At 73.3% G+C, this 17906-nt stretch carries 19 protein-coding genes; 6 read left to right on the top strand and 13 right to left on the bottom strand.

Going from position 1 to position 17906, the window contains the following annotated elements:
• Nucleotides 1-43 precede the first annotated feature (43 nt).
• A complete protein-coding gene (gene pdxH / locus ACIQ9P_RS19810; RefSeq protein WP_402358005.1) occupies nt 44-676 on the bottom strand; it encodes a pyridoxamine 5'-phosphate oxidase in 633 nt (210 codons plus the stop codon).
• Between the two features lie 416 nt (nt 677-1092).
• Between pdxH and ACIQ9P_RS19805 the strand changes: the two genes are divergently transcribed.
• Both ACIQ9P_RS19805 and serC read left to right on the top strand, forming a co-directional pair.
• Nucleotides 1093-2193 (top strand): citrate synthase 2, encoded by a 1101-nt coding sequence (locus tag ACIQ9P_RS19805; protein WP_030393571.1) that lies wholly within the window; start codon nt 1093-1095, stop codon nt 2191-2193.
• A gap of 141 nt (nt 2194-2334) precedes the next feature.
• Entirely contained in the window at nt 2335-3453 is a 1119-nt protein-coding gene (gene serC / locus ACIQ9P_RS19800; protein WP_402357307.1) for a phosphoserine transaminase, read from the top strand.
• 231 nt (nt 3454-3684) lie between these two features.
• On the opposite strand, the gene ACIQ9P_RS19795 is transcribed toward serC, so the two are convergent.
• The gene (locus ACIQ9P_RS19795; RefSeq protein WP_402357305.1) at nt 3685-4449 is read right to left on the bottom strand and encodes an SDR family NAD(P)-dependent oxidoreductase; all 765 of its coding nucleotides are present in this window, start codon (nt 4447-4449) and stop codon (nt 3685-3687) included.
• Nucleotides 4450-4560: 111 nt separating this feature from the next.
• Between ACIQ9P_RS19795 and ACIQ9P_RS19790 the strand changes: the two genes are divergently transcribed.
• Nucleotides 4561-5157, top strand: a complete 597-nt coding sequence (locus tag ACIQ9P_RS19790) for a TetR/AcrR family transcriptional regulator (protein WP_402357302.1) — start codon at nt 4561-4563, stop codon at nt 5155-5157.
• Between the two features lie 66 nt (nt 5158-5223).
• Here ACIQ9P_RS19790 and thpR read toward each other — a convergent pair whose 3' ends face one another.
• Nucleotides 5224-5814, bottom strand: a complete 591-nt coding sequence (gene thpR / locus ACIQ9P_RS19785) for an RNA 2',3'-cyclic phosphodiesterase (RefSeq protein ID WP_402357299.1) — start codon at nt 5812-5814, stop codon at nt 5224-5226.
• A 45-nt stretch (nt 5815-5859) separates the two neighbouring features.
• On the opposite strand from thpR, the gene ACIQ9P_RS19780 reads away from it, so the two are divergent.
• Nucleotides 5860-6378 (top strand): GNAT family N-acetyltransferase, encoded by a 519-nt coding sequence (locus tag ACIQ9P_RS19780; protein ID WP_402357296.1) that lies wholly within the window; start codon nt 5860-5862, stop codon nt 6376-6378.
• Nucleotides 6379-6523: 145 nt separating this feature from the next.
• On the opposite strand, the gene ACIQ9P_RS19775 is transcribed toward ACIQ9P_RS19780, so the two are convergent.
• The 8 genes from ACIQ9P_RS19775 to ACIQ9P_RS19740 form a co-directional block, all read right to left on the bottom strand.
• Entirely contained in the window at nt 6524-7951 is a 1428-nt protein-coding gene (locus tag ACIQ9P_RS19775) for an MFS transporter (protein WP_402358002.1), read from the bottom strand.
• Between the two features lie 241 nt (nt 7952-8192).
• Nucleotides 8193-8627, bottom strand: coding sequence for a MarR family winged helix-turn-helix transcriptional regulator (locus tag ACIQ9P_RS19770; RefSeq protein ID WP_402357293.1), 435 nt, complete (start codon nt 8625-8627; stop codon nt 8193-8195).
• A gap of 190 nt (nt 8628-8817) precedes the next feature.
• Nucleotides 8818-10581 carry a hypothetical protein gene (locus tag ACIQ9P_RS19765; RefSeq protein WP_402357290.1) on the bottom strand — a complete coding sequence of 588 codons (1764 nt, stop codon included), beginning with the start codon at nt 10579-10581 and terminating at the stop codon, nt 8818-8820.
• 58 nt (nt 10582-10639) lie between these two features.
• The gene (locus ACIQ9P_RS19760; protein WP_402357287.1) at nt 10640-11488 is read right to left on the bottom strand and encodes a nucleic acid/nucleotide deaminase domain-containing protein; all 849 of its coding nucleotides are present in this window, start codon (nt 11486-11488) and stop codon (nt 10640-10642) included.
• 16 nt (nt 11489-11504) lie between these two features.
• Nucleotides 11505-12068 carry an SUKH-4 family immunity protein gene (locus tag ACIQ9P_RS19755; protein WP_402357284.1) on the bottom strand — a complete coding sequence of 188 codons (564 nt, stop codon included), beginning with the start codon at nt 12066-12068 and terminating at the stop codon, nt 11505-11507.
• Between the two features lie 14 nt (nt 12069-12082).
• Nucleotides 12083-12646: an SUKH-4 family immunity protein gene (locus ACIQ9P_RS19750; protein WP_402357281.1), complete on the bottom strand. Its 564-nt coding sequence runs from the start codon at nt 12644-12646 to the stop codon at nt 12083-12085.
• Between the two features lie 42 nt (nt 12647-12688).
• Entirely contained in the window at nt 12689-13651 is a 963-nt protein-coding gene (locus ACIQ9P_RS19745) for a nucleic acid/nucleotide deaminase domain-containing protein (protein WP_402357278.1), read from the bottom strand.
• On the bottom strand, nt 13648-14364 hold the full coding sequence (locus ACIQ9P_RS19740) for a WXG100 family type VII secretion target (RefSeq protein WP_402357275.1): 717 nt from the start codon (nt 14362-14364) through the stop codon (nt 13648-13650). Before ACIQ9P_RS19740 ends, ACIQ9P_RS19745 begins: the two co-directional genes overlap by 4 nt.
• A gap of 238 nt (nt 14365-14602) precedes the next feature.
• On the opposite strand from ACIQ9P_RS19740, the gene ACIQ9P_RS19735 reads away from it, so the two are divergent.
• Nucleotides 14603-15010: a VOC family protein gene (locus ACIQ9P_RS19735; protein ID WP_402357272.1), complete on the top strand. Its 408-nt coding sequence runs from the start codon at nt 14603-14605 to the stop codon at nt 15008-15010.
• Nucleotides 15011-15045: 35 nt separating this feature from the next.
• Here the strand turns inward: ACIQ9P_RS19735 and ACIQ9P_RS19730 are convergent, their stop codons facing one another.
• Entirely contained in the window at nt 15046-15969 is a 924-nt protein-coding gene (locus ACIQ9P_RS19730) for a DUF4231 domain-containing protein (protein ID WP_402357269.1), read from the bottom strand.
• A 124-nt stretch (nt 15970-16093) separates the two neighbouring features.
• Between ACIQ9P_RS19730 and ACIQ9P_RS19725 the strand changes: the two genes are divergently transcribed.
• Complete coding sequence (locus tag ACIQ9P_RS19725; protein WP_402357999.1) at nt 16094-16537, top strand: VOC family protein; 444 nt, start codon at nt 16094-16096, stop codon at nt 16535-16537.
• Nucleotides 16538-16776: 239 nt separating this feature from the next.
• Here ACIQ9P_RS19725 and ACIQ9P_RS19720 read toward each other — a convergent pair whose 3' ends face one another.
• The gene (locus ACIQ9P_RS19720; protein WP_402357266.1) at nt 16777-17763 is read right to left on the bottom strand and encodes a LuxR C-terminal-related transcriptional regulator; all 987 of its coding nucleotides are present in this window, start codon (nt 17761-17763) and stop codon (nt 16777-16779) included.
• Nucleotides 17764-17906 lie beyond the last annotated feature (143 nt).

Raw genomic sequence — 17906 nt, 5'->3', positions numbered from 1 at the left:
TCGGGCAGGCCCCGTCCGCTCTCCGGGCAGAGCCCGGCCGGACTCACGGGCAGAGCCGCTCCACCCGCCAGCCCGCCGGGGCAGCCGGGTCGGCGAGGTAGCGCAGCCGGTCGTGCAGCCGGTTCTCCCGGCCCTGCCAGAACTCCACGCTCTCCGGCACCACCCGGTACCCGCCCCAGAACGGCGGCACCGGCACCCCCTCGCCCTCCGGGTAGCGCCGCTCCAGCTCCGCGTAGCGCTGCTCCAGCACCTCGCGCGAGGCGACCGGGCTGGACTGCTCGCTGGCCCAGGCACCGAGTTGGGAGCCGTGCGGGCGGGTGCGGAAGTAGGCGGCGGTCTCGTCCCGGCCGACCTTCTCCACCCGGCCCTGGACGATCACCTGCCGGGCCAGCGCGACCCACGGGAAGAGCAGTGCCCCGTACGGGTTGGCGGCGAGCTCGGTGCCCTTGCGGGAGCCGTAGTTGGTGAAGAAGACGAAGCCGCGGGCGTCGAACCCCTTGAGCAGCACCGTGCGGGAGCTGGGCCGGCCGTCGGCGTCGGCGGTGGAGAGCACCATCGCGTTGGGCTCCGCCACCCCGGCCTCGTCCGCGTCGTGGAACCACCGCGTGAACTGGCCCGCCGGCTCGGCGGCGAGGTCCTCCTCGGCCAGGCCCTGGTGCGTGTAGTGCTTGCGCATCACGGCGAGGTCCGGCCCGGGTCGGGCCTCGTCGGCCGGGATCCGGGTGGCGGGGGGCAGGGGCGTCGACTGGGCGCGGTCCGGGGTCTGCACGTCAACATCATCCCGTACGACAAGCAACCGGCACCGCTACCTCCGGACAAACCCCGGTGGGAGATAAGGTGACTCGCCACCGCTTGGCCGCCCGTCGTACGGTGATTTGTCCCGAACCGCACCCTTGGTTCCGGAGATTTGCCGGGCACGACCGGCCCTCGGGCGAAAAGTCAAGCGGGCCCTAGGGAAACATCACCATGGTGGTGTATGGCGCAATGCACCCCGTGCCTGTCACCCTGGCACCGAGTGCCAACCACCATTCGGTCACTGGTGTGCCTCCCCACCACGGAGGCCCGCCGATCGCAGAACTGAAGGAGCCGTGCATGTCCGACTTCGTACCCGGGCTCGAAGGCGTCGTCGCTTTCGAGAGCGAGATCGCCGAACCCGACCGTGAAGGCGGCGCCCTGCGGTACCGAGGCGTCGACATCGACGACCTGGTTGGCAATGTCTCCTTCGGCCACGTCTGGGGCCTGCTGGTCGACGGCAAGTTCAACCCCGGCCTGCCGGCCGCCGAGCCGTTCCCGATCCCCGTCCACTCCGGCGACATCCGGGTCGACGTGCAGTCCGCCCTCGCCATGCTCGCCCCGGTCTGGGGCCTCAAGCCGCTGCTCGACATCGACGCCGAGCAGGCCCGCGACGACCTCGCCCGCGCCGCCGTCATGGCGCTGTCGTACGTCGCCCAGTCCGCCCGCGGCCAGGGCCTGCCGATGGTCCCGCAGAGCGAGATCGACAAGGCCGAGACCGTGGTCGAGCGGTTCATGATCCGCTGGCGCGGCGAGCCGGACCCCAAGCACGTCAAGGCCATCGACGCCTACTGGACCTCCGCCGCCGAGCACGGCATGAACGCCTCCACGTTCACCGCCCGGGTCATCGCCTCCACCGGCGCCGACGTCGCGGCCGCGCTCTCCGGCGCCGTCGGCGCGATGTCCGGCCCGCTGCACGGCGGCGCGCCGTCCCGCGTGCTCGGCATGATCGAGGAGATCGAGCGCACCGGCGACGCGACCGCCTGGGTCAAGAACGCCCTGGACAAGGGCGAGCGCCTGATGGGCTTCGGCCACCGCGTCTACCGCGCCGAGGACCCGCGCGCCCGTGTGCTGCGCCGCACCGCCAAGGAGCTCGGCGCGCCGCGCTTCGAGGTCGCCGAGGCGCTGGAGAAGGCCGCGCTGGAGGAGCTGCACAACCGCCGCCCCGACCGCGTGCTCGCCACCAACGTCGAGTTCTGGGCCGCCATCATGCTGGACTTCGCCGAGGTCCCGGCGCACATGTTCACCTCGATGTTCACCTGCGCCCGGACCGCCGGCTGGTCGGCGCACATCCTGGAGCAGAAGCGCACCGGACGCCTCGTGCGCCCCGCCGCGCGCTACATCGGCCCCGGCCCGCGCAGCCCCCGTGACATCGAGGGCTTCGAGGCCATCGGCGGCTGACACCCCCGCCGCAGCCCGTCCGACAGCGGGTCCGGATACCGACCGGACCCGCTGTTTCCGCAGCTCGCGGGCGGGTCCGGGGCATCTCAGCGGGCGGACGGACGTCGAACCGCGGGTGCCCCGGCCGGTAGGCTGCGGCGCGTGGCTCAGATCCGGATCCCCGCTGACATCAAGCCCGCCGACGGCCGTTTCGGCTGTGGCCCCTCCAAGGTGCGCCCCGAGGCCCTGAGTGCCCTCGCCGCCACCGAGACCTCCCTGCTCGGCACCTCCCACCGCCAGGCCCCGGTCAAGAACCTGGTCAAGCGCGTGCGCGAGGGCGTGAGCAGCCTGTTCTCCCTGCCCGAGGGATATCAGGTGGTACTCGGCAACGGCGGGTCCACCGCCTTCTGGGACATCGCGGCCTTCGGCCTGGTACGCGAGAAGTCCCAGCACCTCGACTTCGGCGAGTTCTCCTCCAAGTTCGCCTCCTCCGTGAAGGCCGCGCCCTGGCTCGCCGAGCCGAGCGTGATCAAGACCGCCCCGGGCACCCACCCGCTGCCGGTCGCCGAGGCCGGGGTGGACGTCTACGGACTCACCCACAACGAGACCTCCACCGGCGTCGCGATGCCGATCGCCCGCCCGGTCGGCGCCGACCAGGGCTCGCTGGTGCTGGTCGACGCCACCTCGGGCGCCGGCGGCCTGCCGGTGGACATCACCGAGACCGACGTCTACTACTTCGCCCCGCAGAAGTCCTTCGCCTCCGAAGGCGGCCTGTGGCTGGCGGCGTTCTCCCCGGCCGCCCTGGAGCGCGCCGCCGAGATCGCCGGCTCCGGCCGCTACATCCCGCCGTTCTTCGACCTGCCGACGGCCATCGACAACTCGTCGAAGGACCAGACGTACAACACCCCGTCCATCGCCACCCTCTTCCTGCTGGCCGACCAGCTGGAATGGATGAACGGCAACGGCGGGCTCGACTGGGCCGTCGCCCGTACGGCTGATTCCTCGTCCCGGCTGTACGGCTGGGCCGAGAAGTCCTCGTTCGCCAACCCGTTCGTGGCGAACCCGGCCGAGCGCTCCCAGGTCGTCGGCACGATCGACTTCGACGAGTCGGTGGACGCCGCCGCCGTCGCCAAGGCGCTGCGCGCCAACGGCATCGTCGACACCGAGCCGTACCGCAAGCTCGGCCGCAACCAGCTGCGGGTCGCGATGTTCCCGGCGATCGAGCCGGCCGACGTCGAGGCGCTCACGGCCTGCGTCGACTACGTGGTCGAGCAGCTCTGACCGACCGCACCGGCTGCGCGGTCCGGCGGTTCCGGCCGACCGCACCGGCACGAGTGAAGGGCCACCGCCTCCGGGCGGTGGCCCTTCTCCGTTCCGCCGGTCCCGGCGGCTACCGGCCGACCAGCGAGCTGGCCAGCACGATCACCAGCAGCAGGACGAGCGCGCCGGTCACGATTCGCATTCGCGTCTTGGGATCCACGGTCAACGAGCGTACCCCCGGCCGGTCCGCGCTCAGACGCCGAGGTTGGACCCGCCGCTGGCGTCGAGGTTCTGACCGGTGACCCAGCGGGCGTCGTCCGAGGCCAGGAAGGCCACCACGTCCGCGACGTCGGCCGGCTCGGCGACCCGGCCGAAGACCGAGTACGAGGACGCCCGGGCCCGCGCCGACGGGTCCGCCAGCCAGGGGTTGATGTCGGTGGCCACGATGCCCGGCAGCACCGCGTTGACGGTGATCCCGCGCGGCCCCAGCTCCTGGGCGAGGGTCAGCGTCAGGGTGTTCAGCGCCCCCTTGGTCATCGCGTAGGCGACGGCCTCCGGGAACGCCACCCGGGTGACGCCGGACGAGACGTTGACGATCCGCCCGCCGTCGCGCAGCCTGCCCAGGCCGTGCCGGACGACGAAGAACGGCGCCCGCGCGTTGACCGCGAAGACCCGGTCGTAGCCGGCCTCGTCCACCTCGTGGATCCGCCCCGGCTGTCCGATCCCGGCGTTGTTCACCAGGATGTCCAGCCCGTGGCCGCCGTCGTACCCGGCCAGTCCGGCGTCGAAGGCGGCCCAGAGCGCCTCGGCGTCCCCGGGCACGCCGAGTTCGGCGACGACCGGGAAGGCCCGTCCGCCGTCCCGCTCGATCTCCTTCGCCGCCCGTTCGGCCGCCTCCGGGTCCCGGCCGTGCACCGCGACCAGCGCGCCCTCGCGCGCCAGCCGCTCGGCGATCCCCCGCCCGATGCCCCGGCTGCCGCCCGTCACCAGTGCCGTCCTGCCGGTCGACCTCGACATGACCGCCCCCTTCTTCCGGGCGCCACCGGGTCGGCGGCGCCCAATTCTGTAGTGATCACTAATGAAAGGACCGTAGCACGGTTTCTGTAGTGGGCGATATAGAATCAGCGCATGACCACCACCGCCGCGAAGCGCGGCCGCCCGCGCTCCTTCGACCGCGAGGCCGCCCTGGAGCAGGCCCTGCGACTGTTCTGGGAACGCGGCTACGAGGCGACCTCGGTCGCCGACCTCACCACCGCGATGGGCATCCGCCCGCCGAGCCTCTACGCGGCCTTCGGCGACAAGCGCGCCCTCTTCGACGAGGTGGTCGCCCGCTACCGGGCGGGCCACGGCGCCTACGCGACCCGCGCGCTCGCCGAGGAGTCCACCGCCCGGACCGGTGTGGCCCGGATGCTGCACGAGGCCGCCGCCATGGCCACCGACCCCGATCACCCCTGGGGCTGCCTGCTGATCAGCTCGACCGTCAACTGCACCTCGCCCGAGGTGACCGGCGCCGTCCGGGAGCTGCGCAACGCCAACGTCCGCGCCCTGGAATCACTGATCCGCGCCGACGTCGCCGCCGGTCACGAGCCCGCCGGGACCGACCCGGCGGCCCTGGCGCAGTTCACCGCCACCGTGGTCCAGGGCATGTCGCAGCGCGCCCGCGACGGCGCGACCCGCGCCGAACTGGAGCGGGTCGCGGCGGACGCGATGCGGATCTGGCCCTGACCGGACCGCTCCGAGCAGGCCCCGAGCAGGCCCCGAGCAGGCCCCGCTCGGCCGTCCCGGCGGGGCTCAGCCGTCCCAGCGGGCCAGCGGCCAGGAGGCCACCGAGCTGTAGCGGGCGAAACCGCCGCCCTGCTCGCTCCGCATCAGATGCAGCCAGGCGGCCTCCCACTCCGGCCCGCGGTACCCCTCCAGGGCCCGCGCCAGCCCGTCCAGCTCCGCCGCGGCCGCCCGCTGCCCCGCCCGCCGCAGCCCCCGCGAGGACCCGGCCCTCGCCAGCGTCAGATGCGGGTGGAAGCTGAACGCGTCCGCCTCGCCGGCCACCTCGGCGGTGGCCCCGGCCACCGCCTCGGCCAGCCCGCGCAGCGCCCACACCCGGCCCTCCACCCCGGCCCACAGCACCTTGTCGCCGAACCGGCCGGACCCGGCCAGCCGCAACGGGTGCGCCGGATTCACCGCCGCCACCGCCGCCAGCGCCGCCGACAGCTCCGGCACCCGGTCCTCCGGCACCTCGCCGAGGAACGCCAGGGTCAGGTGCCAGCCCTCGACCGCCGTCCAGCGCAGCCGGTCCGCCCCGGGCAGACCGCGCACCGGCGCCACCGCGTCGACCAGGTCCCGCAACGCCTCCACCGGAGGCAGTACCGCCACGAAGAGCCTCATGGGGACATCTTCCACCGGGCGACGGTTTGGACTAGAACGGTTTTCATGAAGATCCGCAACGGGGGTCCGGAAGACATCCCCGACATCCTGTTCCTGCTCGACGGCGCCGTGGAGTGGCTGGCCGCCCAGGGCCGCACCCGTCAGTGGGGCGACCACTCCTTCAGCGGCACCCCGGCCCGGGTCGAGCACATCGGCAGGTACGGCCGCGAGCCGTTCCTGATCCGGCTCGCGGTCGACGACGAGGGCCGCACCGTGGGCTCCTGCGTCCTGTCCGAGGAGCGACCCGAGTACGCCACCCCGGTCGACGGGCCCGAGCTGTACATCCGCAACCTGGTCACCGACCGGAGCCGCAAGGGCTCGGGCATCGGCGCCGCGCTGATCGCCGACGCCCTCGGCGAGGCGAGCCGACGCGGCATCGGCCTGCTGCGGGTGGACTGCTTCGCCGGCGGTGACCGCAAGCTGGTCGGCCAGTACCGGGCGCTCGGCTTCACCGAGACCGAGTCCTTCGAGGTGGAGCAGCCGGCCGGGCTCTGGCAGGGGCAGATCCTGGCGATCCGGGTCTGAGCGGTCCGGCCCCGAACGATCCGGCCCTGAACGCCCCGGGCCCGAGCGACCCCGGCCCCGAACGATCGGGCCCCGACACCGGCGAGTGGGTCCCGGAGCACCGTCGGGCGCTCCGGGACCCACTGCCGGTGGTCCCGACCCGCTGTCAGCAGGCCGTGGCCAGCGCCGGCTTGGCGCCGACGGGCGTCCGCGGCACCAGGGCGACGACGCGGCCGCCGCGCCCCGGGTGCAGGTCCAGCCGCAGCCGCAGCTCCGCGCTGCGGGCCAGCACCAGGCCGACCGTCGTGGCCGCCAGCGCCGACACCAGGCCGCAGGCCAGCAGCCCGATCCGGGGCCCGTACGAGGCGGTGACCCAGCCCACGATCGGCGCCCCGATCGGCGTGCCGCCGGTGAAGACCAGCACCAGCAGGCCCATCACCCGGCCGCGCATCGCGGGCTCGGTGCCCAGTTGCAGGGCGGCGTTGACCGAGGTGTTGAAGCTCAGTCCGAACACCCCGATCAGGGTGAGCAGCAGCGCGAAGGTCCAGTAGCCGGGCGCGAACGCCGCCAGCACCTCCAGCGCGCCGAACCCGATCGCGGCGCCGACGAGTCCGCGCAGTCTGGGCGCGCCCCGGCGGGCCGCGAGCAGGGCCCCGGTCAGCGAACCGACCGCCATCGCGGTGTTCAGCAGGCCGTACTGCCCGGCCCCGACGTGGAACGTGTCCGTGGCGAACCCGGACAGCAGGGTCGGGAAGTTGAAGCCGAAGGTGCCGATGAAGCCGGCCAGCACCAGCGGCCAGAACAGCTCCGGACGCTCCTTGACGTACCGCAGCCCCTCCCGCAACTGCCCCTTCTCCCGGGCGATCGGCTCGGTCGGGCGCAGCTCGCTCTCGCGCATGGCGAGCAGTCCGCCGATCACGGCGGCGAAGGACAGCGCGTTCACCGCGAACGCCCAGCCACTGCCGACCGCGGCGATCAGCAGGCCCGCGACGGCGGGGCCGACCAGCCGGGCGGTCTGGAAGTTGGCGGCGTTGAGGCTGACCGCGTTGGCGAGGTGCTTCGGGCCGACCATCTCGGAGACGAACGCCTGCCGGGCCGGATTGTCGACCACGGTGACCAGGCCGAGCAGCAGCGCGAAGGCGTAGACGTAGTACGGCGTCACGACGCCGGCCACGGTCAGCACAGCCAGGCCGGCGGCCAGCAGGCCCATCGCCCCCTGGGTCGCGATCAGCAGTCTGCGCTTGGGCATCCGGTCGGCGAGCACTCCGCCGAAGAGGCCGAGCAGCAGCATCGGCAGGAACTGCATCGCGGTGGTGATGCCGACCGCGAGCGGGCTGCCGGTGAGGCTCAGGACCAGCCAGTCCTGGGCGATGCGCTGCATCCAGGTCCCGGTGTTGGACACCACCTGGCCGGCGAAGTAGTAACGGTAGTTGCGAACGCTCAGTGAGCTGAACATCCCCCCGGGCCGGGTGAACCGGGCTCCGGTCGGCGAATCCGCCGTCCTCGGGGATGTGGCCGCGCGGCTGCGGCCGGGAGCGGCGGGGTCCTCCGCCGCGGTGCGTTCGTCGGGGTCGTCGTCGCCGTTGCCCGGCAGCCCCGTCGGGGCGGGTGCCTGGGCGTCGGCGGCCGCGGCGCTCGCCGCGGTGGAATCGGTGGTCTGCTCGTCGGTCCGGATACGGGTGGCGGCTGCGGTGGCGGCGGCCGGCGGTGTCACAGTGGTCTCCCCTCGCGGCGCGGCGGCCGGTGCCCCGGCCGTCGCGCTCCTGGTGTCTGTCCTCGGTCCTGCGGTAATGCGTTTCTCCTTCGTCCTCCGGCGGCGACCGGAATCGATGTGCCTAGAGGTGTGCGAGCTTGTAGAGCACGGGCGCGGCCTCGCGCAGCTTCGCCCACTCCTCCTCGTCGAGCCCTTGGGCGAGCTCGGCGAGCCAGGCGTTCCGGCGACTGCGCGACTCCTCAAGAATCGCCTCGGCCTCCTCGGTACTGCTGACGACCACCTGGCGGCGGTCCTCCGGGTGCGGCTCGCGCCGCACCAGGCCCTTCTCCTCCAGCATCGCGACGATCCTGGTCATCGAGGGCGGCTGCACGTGCTCCTTCCGGGCGAGCTCACCCGGCGTGGCCTTCCCGCACCGGGCGAGGGTGCCCAGCACCCCGATCTCGGTGGGGCTGAGCGACTCCTCGACCCGCTGGTGACGCAGTCGACGGGAGAGGCGCATGGCGGACGACCGCAGCTGACTGATGGCTGCGAAGTCCTGCTCGGACATCTCGGGCATGTTCTTTAGCCTACGTCATTACTCTCGCTAAAGAAAATTGGTTTCCGATCGCCCGCATCACAGCCGCCCGATCGGGGTACGCGCGAGGGCGCCGTGTCGGCGCGCCGCGTCTCGGCGGCGGGGCCTCGGTGCCGCGTTGCAGCGGCGGGCCTCGGCGCCGCGTCTCAGCGGCGGGCCTCGGCGCCGCGTCTCAGCGGCGGGTGTCCACGGCCGCCAGACCGTCCGGCATGCCCAGCACCAGCAGCGTGCCGGCCAGCGCCAGCGACCACACCTCCGAGCCGATCCGCAGCTCCAGCACCTCACCGCTCCCCAGGTCCCGCACCCGGACCAGGCCGTCCGACCAGGCGGCCGCCACCACCGGACCGGCCGCCGTCGCCCCGGCCGCCACCGCCGTCACCGGACAGCCCCGGCGGTCGGACGGCTCGGGCATCGGCGCCGAGCGCGGCCCCCAGAGCCGCACCGCGCCGTCGAAGCCACCACTCACCAGCAGCGGGATCTCCGGATCGGACAGCGGCCCGCCGCCCAGCGCGGTACCGGCCAGCGCCGTCACCGGCCCGTGGTGCAGCCGTTCGCTCACCACCTTGCCGTCCTCGAACCAGTGGACCGCCCCGTCCGCGTCGCCGAGCGCCGGTGCGGAGTCCGCCAGTCCGCCGACCGCCGCCACCGCGCTCAGGTCCCCGGCCACCACGCCCACCGCGTCCAGCGCCACCGTCAGCCCGTACGGATCCAGGCCCGGCCGGGGCTCGGCCGGCGCCACCGCCTCCGGTCTCCCCCAGGCGTCGAGCAGGACGACGGAACCCCCGGCCGTCACCGCCAGCCCCCGCAACGGACGCGGCGCGGGCACCACCACCGCGCCCAGCCGACGGCCGGTGGCGGCGTCGAAGGTCCGCACCGAACCGGTCGGATCGGCCACCAGCACCTGCCCCGCGTACGGGCCCGCCCCGACCGTGAGCGCCACCGCGGGTCCGGGCCGGTCGCGGTCGACACCCTCCCAGCGGGCCCAGCGCCCGGCCCAGGGGCCCGGCAGCTGCGCCAGCACGGCCGCGGCCGCCGCGGCGACGGTGTCGCCGCCCAGCAGCCGGGTGCGCAGCACCGCCGCCCGCACCGCCGGGTCCGGCTCCTCGATCACCGCCGGACCCGCGGCCCGCCAGGCCCGGGCCAGCGCGTCGTCCCGCCGCTCGACCGCCGCCGTCACCGGGACCGGACGGGCCAGCGCGTAGAGCAGCGGATCGGCGGCCAGCGGGCCGGGAGCCGCCGCCACCGCCGTCCACAGCGCCGACAGGGCCTCCTGGTCGAGCAAGCGCGGATCCGTCCCGGGCGGTGGCGGCACCGGCGCGGGCGGGGCGGCGGGCGTCCCGAGGACCGGCCCGGGCAGCGGGTAGGCGGCCGGATCGCCGCCCCGCTCCACCGCCCAGGCGGCGAACAGCGCGCCGTCGGTCCACTGCGGCTCACCGAGGTCCAGCACGGCCGGGACCGGCACGGCGGTGAACGTCCGAGCGGCCGGGCCGTCGGTCGCCGCCTCCACCACCAGCCGCACCCCGGGCAGCCGGAGCAGCGGGTCGAGCAGTTCCGTCACCAGCGCGGCCGGGTCCTCGGCCCGGTCCAGCTCAGGCACGCACACGACGGTCGGCCGTCCGTCCGCCGCGATCGCCTCGATCAGCGGGCCGGGGGTGTGCGCGACCAGGTCGAGCTGGTGCCCCAGCGACCAGACGGCCGTCCGCACCGTGGCGCCGTCGGCGGGCAGCACGGCGTGGATCCGCCGCCCGCCCGGGGCGTCCGCGCCGGTGCAGCCGCGCACCAGCCAGGCCAGCAGGTGCGACTTGCCGGCCCCGGGCGGCCCCGCGACCCGGCACAGCCGCGGCGCCCGCGGATCGTCCAACCAGCCCAGCAGCGCCAGCCCGGCCGGCCTGCGGCCCGCCCCCAGCCGCGGCATCCGCCGCCCGCTCCCCGCCATGTCCCGCTTCCCTCTCCCCGTGCTCCCGTGCGCCGAGCCCGGCCCGGCCGTACCCGGCTCAGCCGCGCCGCTCGGCCAAACTGATCATCAGCGCCTTGATCCCGCTCTCCCGGGACTCGGCCGTGTCGCCGTAGTCGAAGCTGTGCGTGAACTCCGCCCGCGGGAACTCCCGCGCCAGCCAGCGCGCGCAGTAGTGGCCGGGCATCACGCACGGCTCCAGCTCGCAGTACACCCGGACCACCTGCTCCGGCTCCACGCCCTCGGCCCGCAGCCGGTGCCAGAGCGCCTCCTCGGGGTGCAGCAGCCCGGCGCCGCCCACCTCCGTCTCGATCCGCTTCGCGCCGTGCTCGTCGACCACCTCGAAGGCCGCCGAGGAGTCGACGTTCAACGGCCGCCGCAGATCGTCCAGCACCCGGGGCCACCAGCCGTCACGGTCGTCCAACGCGGTCGCGTCGATCTCCAGCAGTCCCTGCCGCAGCTCCCGGTAAGCGGCCAGGGCCAGGTCCGGCCGGTCCGAAGCGGACACCGTCGGCAGCACCCGGTCGAGCAGCAGCAGGCCGGCCGCGAACGCCGCCACACCGCTGTTCACCGGCAGGTCCAGCGGCTCGGCACCCAGCAGCACCGCCCGGACCGAGCGGTCCGGCGCGAAGTACAGCTCGGCCCCGCCGTCCGTCCCGATCCGCAACTGCGCCGCCACCGGCCCGACGTCCGCCCCGACCGCCGCGGCCCACTCCCCCACCGACAGCGGATCATCCTCCTCCGCTGCCCGGAAGTACGGCCCCACCTGCACCGGCAGCCCCGGATGCCGCAACGGCCCGGCGGGCGCGATCGCCAGCGCCCGCAACCCACGCGGCCCGAAATGCGCCACCAGCGCCGCCGCCGGCTCGTCGTCCCTGTGCGCGTTCACGTTCGAACCGGCCCTCTCATGTCATGTGGTAGGAGTCCATGAAAGCCTCCCAGAATCGCGTGTCGTCCCCGAACGGCACCTCGTCCCAGCGCTCCATGCCCTCCCGCACGTGCTCCTCGGCGTCGGCCCAGTCGTAGGGCGTCGGCCGTTCCTCGGGCGACGGCTTCTCCACCTCGATCTTGTACACCAGGTACGAGAGCGACGAGATGTCGCGGTGGATCAGCTCGTACTCCTCGTCGGCGTCCGGGTCGCAGACCCAGATCGTCCCGTCGTCGAGGTTGAGGAAGACGAACCCCCCGTACAGCTCGCCCAGCTGACGCAGCCGCCCGTGCTCCGTCTCCACCAGCGCGTCGGTCAACGGCCTGGCGAACGCCCGGTCCGGGTTCTCCGGCCGCCGCTCGGCGAGCTCCTCCAGGATCCGGAACAGCCCGTTGGAGAACGGGAGCCCGATCTCGGTCACGAACCGCACGGCATCCGCGTCCCCGGCCCAGAGCTCGGCCGCCACCCCGGGCCGGAACCGGAGCATCGACCCCGGCGCCAGGCCCCGCTCGGCCGCCCGCCAGTCGATCGGCACGAGCACCTACCGGCCCCCGCTCACAGCGTGGCCCAGGTGTCGAGGAACATCGCCCAGAACTGCGCGCCGCTCTCGAACGGCAACGGGTCCCAGCGGGTGACGTCCTCCCGGATGTACTCCTCGGCGTCCGCCCAGTCGTACGGGTCCGGGTCCTCCTCCGGGCGCGGGCGCTCTCCCTCGACCTTGTACAGCAGGTAGGCCAGCGAAGTGAGGTCCTGGTGGATCAGCTCGTACTCCTCGTCGGCGTCCGGGTCGTGGACCCAGATCGTCCCGTCGTCGAGGCTGACGTAGACGAATCCGCCGAACAACTCGCCAAGCTGCCGCAGCCGTCCGTGCGGGGTGAGGACCGGCAGCGGTTCCAGGGGTTCGACGAAGACCTGCTCGGGGTGGGCCGGGTCCTTCTCCGCCAACTCGTCCAGCAAGCGGAAGAGCCGACTCGCGGCAGGGAAGCCGGTCTTCGAGGCGAATGCGACGTCCGCCGGATCCGACCAGATCTCCGCAGCGGCCTCCGCCCGTACCCGCAGCATGGCGCCAGCGGGCAGATCGTCCTCGACGATCGCCCTCCAGTCGACCGACACCAGCATGTGAGGTTCCCTTCCTGTCCGAATACCCGGCCCCGGCCGACTCTACCGAGTGCGGCGCTGGCGCTTCTGACGGTGCTCGTCCGCGGCCTGCTTGTTCTCCTGGCCCCGCTCGTCGAAGTCGGCGGTGCCCATCGTGCCGTCCGTCCGGCCGGCCGCGTGGTCTTCCTTGATCTGTTGGAGATAAGCCTTGTGGCCATGGTCGCGGTCCTTCGTCGGAACCGCGTTGTCGTACTCGACACCGTGGCTCACCTTCAGATCCGGATTCTGCGACTCGAAGTGCCGGGCCAGCCAACGCTCGCAGTTCGGGCCGGCCTGACAGGGAGCCCGCTCGGTGTAGAGCTCGCTGACGTTTCCCTCCCTGCCGCCCAGCAGGGGTTTGCCGATCGACCGCTCCGAGTGGCTCCGCTGGTTGTCGCTCCGGCCGACCAGGATGAACTCGCCCGTCTCGTCCCGGTACCTGAGCGATGCGTAGTTCTTGCCGCCATAGTCGCCCTGCGCCCGCCTGGCCTCCTCGACGGCCCGGGACAACTCGGTCGGTTCGGTGATCCGCCCGCTCTCGACCTTCTCGTCCCCCTTCTCCGTGTCCTTCCTCGCGTGGTACGTCTTGCCCAGGTCCTGCTTGGGCGGGTCCTTGACCTTGCCGGAGGCGCTGTCCAGCAGCGTCTTGAGGGACGCCTCCGGGTCCTTCACGTCGACGAGCTTGCCGTCCTTGATCTCCTGGACCCGGCCGTCGTCGTGGATGTAGTACTTCCGGGGCGCCGGCTTGGCCCCGTCGCCGCCGGCGCCGTTGCCCGTCTTCGGCGGGGGGGCTGCCTTGTCCTTGGCCTTGCCGTCGAAGTCGTCGGCGGTGCTGTGGTCGTTGTCCTTGTGGTGCTTGGCGGTCTTGTTGAGGTTGTCGCCCGCCTGCTTGTACATCTTCTTGGCGGCCTTGCCCATGTCGTCCGCCAAGGTCTTGCCGACCTTCTGGGCGGCCTTCTGGAGCGCCTTGACGGTGGCGTCGCTCACTCGAAGCTCACCGCCGACACCCGGGTGCCGAAGACCTGGGCGTGCTGGGCGACCTTCTCCGCCTGCTCGTGCAGGGCCCGGGCGTGCGCCTCCACAGCGGCCGGGTTGATCTTGAACGCGGCGCCGACCGAGCCGCCGTTGACCGCCGCCTCGGCCGCCTCGAAGACCAGCCCGGCCACCGCCTCCGAGACGATCTCGACCAGCGGGTCGATCGCCGCCTCGACCACCTGGGCGACGATGTACTCCTCCAGCTGGTGCGCCAGATAGGACATCAGCTTGCGCGCGGCCTGCTGGGCCGCGACCGCGCCGACCTCCGCCAGCCCCAGCGTCGCCACCGCGGCGGCCTGGGCGGCGACGAACGTGGCGGCCAGGACGATGAGTTCGCCGAGTGCCTCCAGCTTCATCACGACGATCGCGTCCGCGGCGACGTCCATCGCCTGCGCCACCACGTGCGCGGCCTGGACGACCTCGTTGAAGTGCTTGTCGGACATCAGCGCCCACTTGGCGGCCAGCGCCTGGTAGGACGCTCCCTCGTAGGCGCCGCCGAGTTGATGGATCGTCGCCGTCGAGTCGCCGTGGACCTCTTCGAGACCCTTGGCGAACTCCTTTACGTGGTCGCCGAATTCGCGGACCTTGTCCTCGTTGACCGCAGGCCAGCGGATACCGAGGAAGTTCAGCAGCGTCGCGACTTCGTCGGGCAGTTCGATTGCCATCGAGAAACCCCCCGTAACCAACAATCCCTCGATTGGATCAAAAGTTTATACAACTAACCATTGACCGACCGATGCCCAGGAAGTGCCGATTCTGTAGCGATCCGGAACGTTCCGGACCGATTCGCCCCACATCTCTGGCCGTGCCCCCGATGACTCCCGGTGCGATGCTGGATCGTGGGGCCCGGTCCACGCGGACCCCCGGCGCCGCACCACCCCTCAGCAGAAGGGCCGAGCAGACATGACCGACGTCGCCGCCGAGCAGGCCGAGCAGGCCGACACCGGCTTCGCCCGCCTCGCCATGGTCACCATCGACTGTGCCGACCCGGTCGCACTGGCCGCCTTCTACGGCGAGCTGCTCGGGTGGGAGACCCGGCACGTGGACGAGCAGTTCGCCATCCTGGACAACCCGGAGGGCGGCAGCCCGCTCGGCTTCGGACGGGTCAACGGGTACCGGCCCGAGCCGTGGGTCGAGCCGGACGGCGGGAAGCACTTCCACCTGGACTTCTACGTCGACGACCTGGAGGAGGCCACCGCCCGCGCGCTGGCCCTGGGCGCGACCGAGCCCACGTACCAGCACGGGCGCACGCTCAAGGTGCTGATCGACCCGGCCGGCCACCCGTTCGGGCTAGCGCCCCTGGACGCCTGAACCCGGCCCCGGAGAGCACCCCGCGGGCGCCCCGCTCAACGCGGGAAGGCCCGCCGGGCCCGCCAGGTGGTGTGCTCGCGCGAGACCGCGTCCTCCGCCTCCGCGGCCAGCAGCGCCCAGCGGCGCTCGGCCTCCGGCGCCCGCAGGTCGAGGTCGGACAGCTGGTTGCCGACGTTCTCCAGCTCCCGCGCCGCCAGCTGGTACGCGGCCGCCAGCGGGCGGAGCTGCTTCAACTGGGTCCAGGCGATCACCGACGCGGCCGCCGCCGAGGTGGCGCCGAAGACGTGCACCTGCAGCGCCCCGGTCGCCTGCGCGACGGCCGCCGCCGCGCCGATGATGATCAGCCCCGCGACGGCCAGCCCCCAGGTGACCGCCTGCGAGCCGCAGGACTCGGCGCGCGAGCGGTACCACGTCCGCTGCCCCTCCACCCGGGTGCGCAGATAGAGCGTGCGGCGCGAGGTCAGCGACTCCGCCCGGACCCGCCGCATCTCCGGGGTGATCTCGGCGACCGCGTCCGGCGGCACGATCGCCGGGTCCTCGAAGGCCCGCAGCACGTCCTCCACCTGGAGCAGGTAGCCCCGGTCGACGTCCGCCGACTCCGCGTCGCCCTCGAACGGCCGGGCCCGCACCGCGTACTTCCAGGCGAGCGTCTTCACCGACTCGGCCGCCGCCCGCGCCTCGTACCACCGCGCCTGCGGGTTCTCCCGCCGCAGCCGGGCCCAGAAGTACCCGGCCACCAGGAACGCCACCACCGAGAACAGCGGCGTGATGTCGGCCGCACCCTTGCCGTCCGGCCCGGGCAGCGAGCCGACGACCGCCGCGACCACCAGCATCGAGATCAGTCCCCGGTACCAGCGCAGCGTCTCCTGCTGTCCGGCGATCGACGCCCGGTCGGCCGTCCGGAACAGCTCCGGCAGCAGCTGGGCCTCGATCCCCGTCGGCGGATCCTGTCGCACCATCGAACCGCTCCCCTCCCCCGTCCTGCCCCGAGTATGCCCCCGGTCAACTCCGCTACACCGCGAGGTTCTTGACGCCGCCCCTTGTCCCGAACGCTCTGCAACCCCTATAACCGGTTACATGACCATGCACTGGAAGCTCGTGATCGACGCCACCGACCCGCACCGCCAGGCCGCCTTCTGGGGCGCCGCCCTCGACTACACCGTCGAGGACCACAGCACCCTGATCGGCAACCTGCTGTCCGCCGGCGCGGTCACCCCGGCCCAGGTCACCGAGGTCGACGGCCGCCACGCCTGGCTCACCCTCGCCGCCGTCCGCCACCCGGAGGACCCGCACGAGCCGGTCTCCGGCACCGGACTCGGCCGCCGCATCCTGTTCCAGGGCGTCCCCGAGCCGAAGCAGGGCAAGAACCGCCTCCACCTCGACCTCCACCCCGGCCCGGACGCCCGCGCCGCCACCGTCACCCGCCTGGAGGCCCTCGGCGCCACCACCCTCCGCGAGGTCGCCGAACCGGGCGGCTCCTGGGTGGTCATGCAGGACCCCGAGGGCAACGAGTACTGCGTCCACTGACCCGCGCCCCGACGGCGCGACGGGCCCTCCCCCGACCGCGGGGAGGGCCCGTCGACACCACTACGAGGTCGTCCGCCGACTGCTGCGGCGGGGCGGGGAGCTCGGCCCGAACGAGCGGGACGACCTCTGGACGCCCGTGCGGCCGGCCGCGGTCCCGCGGCCGTACCGACGCGAGACGCACGAGTTCTCCGAGGAGGACCGAGCGCCGCCGCGGCCGCCCCGTGCAGGGGCGGGCTCCGCTACCGCAACCAGCCCGCCTGGGCCGCGCGGGCCCCGGCCTGGAAGCGGCTGCGGGCCTCCAGGCGCTCCATCAGGTCGGTGGCGATCCGGCGGGCGGTGCGCGGGGAGACGCCCAGCCGCTTGGCGATGGCGTCGTCGGTGTGGCCCTCGGCGAGCAGGGCGAGGGCGGTGCGCTCCTGGGCGGTGAGGCCGTTCCGGTCGAGCTGGACGATGCCTCCCAGCGTCTCGGCCCCGGCCCAGACACTGTCGAACAGCGCGCAGAGCACGGTGAGCATCCCCTGGCCGGTCAGCACGACGGCGCCGGCCGCGGTGTCGTCGCTGCGCACCGGGATGACGGCGCTGGCCCGGTCCACGATGATCATGCGGGTCGGCAGCTCGGGCACGGTCCGGACCTGGCCGCCGATGGAGGCCAGCCAGTTCACGTACTCGACGGTGTGCGGGCTGTTGCGAACGCTGTCCAGGTAGACGGTGCGCATCCGCACACCGCGCTCGGCCAGGGCGCGGTCGAGCGGCTTGGCGGCCTCGATGTTCTCGGGCTTCTGGCCGCCCTCCGGCGCGAAGGTCATGATCTCGTCGCGCGCCTCCCGGGAGAACCGGGTCAGCCGGTCCCGGATCCGGTCCAGGCCGACGAGCTGCTCGATGTCCGGGGTGCTCGCCTCCGGCCGGAGGTCGGCGTAGTCGGCGATGAGCTGCGCGGCCGCCGCCCGGGACGCCTCGATCCGGGCCTGCGCGGCGGCCAGCTCGGCCTGCTGCCGCGCCATCAGGATCTCCATCCCGACGTCCGGGGAGACCGCGCGCAGAGCGCCGGGGCGCTCCGCCGAGGGGCGCAGCAGGGCCAGCTCGCTCAGATGGTCGAGGGCGGTTCTGACCTGCGGCTCGGCCAGGGACAGGCGCTCGGCCAGCGCGGCCACGCCGTCCCCCGGGTGGGCCAGCATGGTCCGGTAGACGGACTCCGCGACAGCGTCCAGCCCCAGTGCGGTCAGCATGTCCGTTCCCCCATGACGAATGTGTGTTCGCTGCGCACGCGATCCTTCCACACGCTCCGAGCCCTCCACCAGGGCCGCCCGTGGACGCTTCCGGCCAGGGCCTGAAGTGTCCGGGTTGAACCACTCCACACCGATCGCCCGCT

Source organism: Kitasatospora sp. NPDC094019 (assembly GCF_044764505.1).
Classification (GTDB): Bacteria; Actinomycetota; Actinomycetes; order Streptomycetales; family Streptomycetaceae; genus Kitasatospora.
Note: the sequence above shows the minus strand (reverse complement) of the source record. Positions and strands in the feature narration are given on the sequence as shown.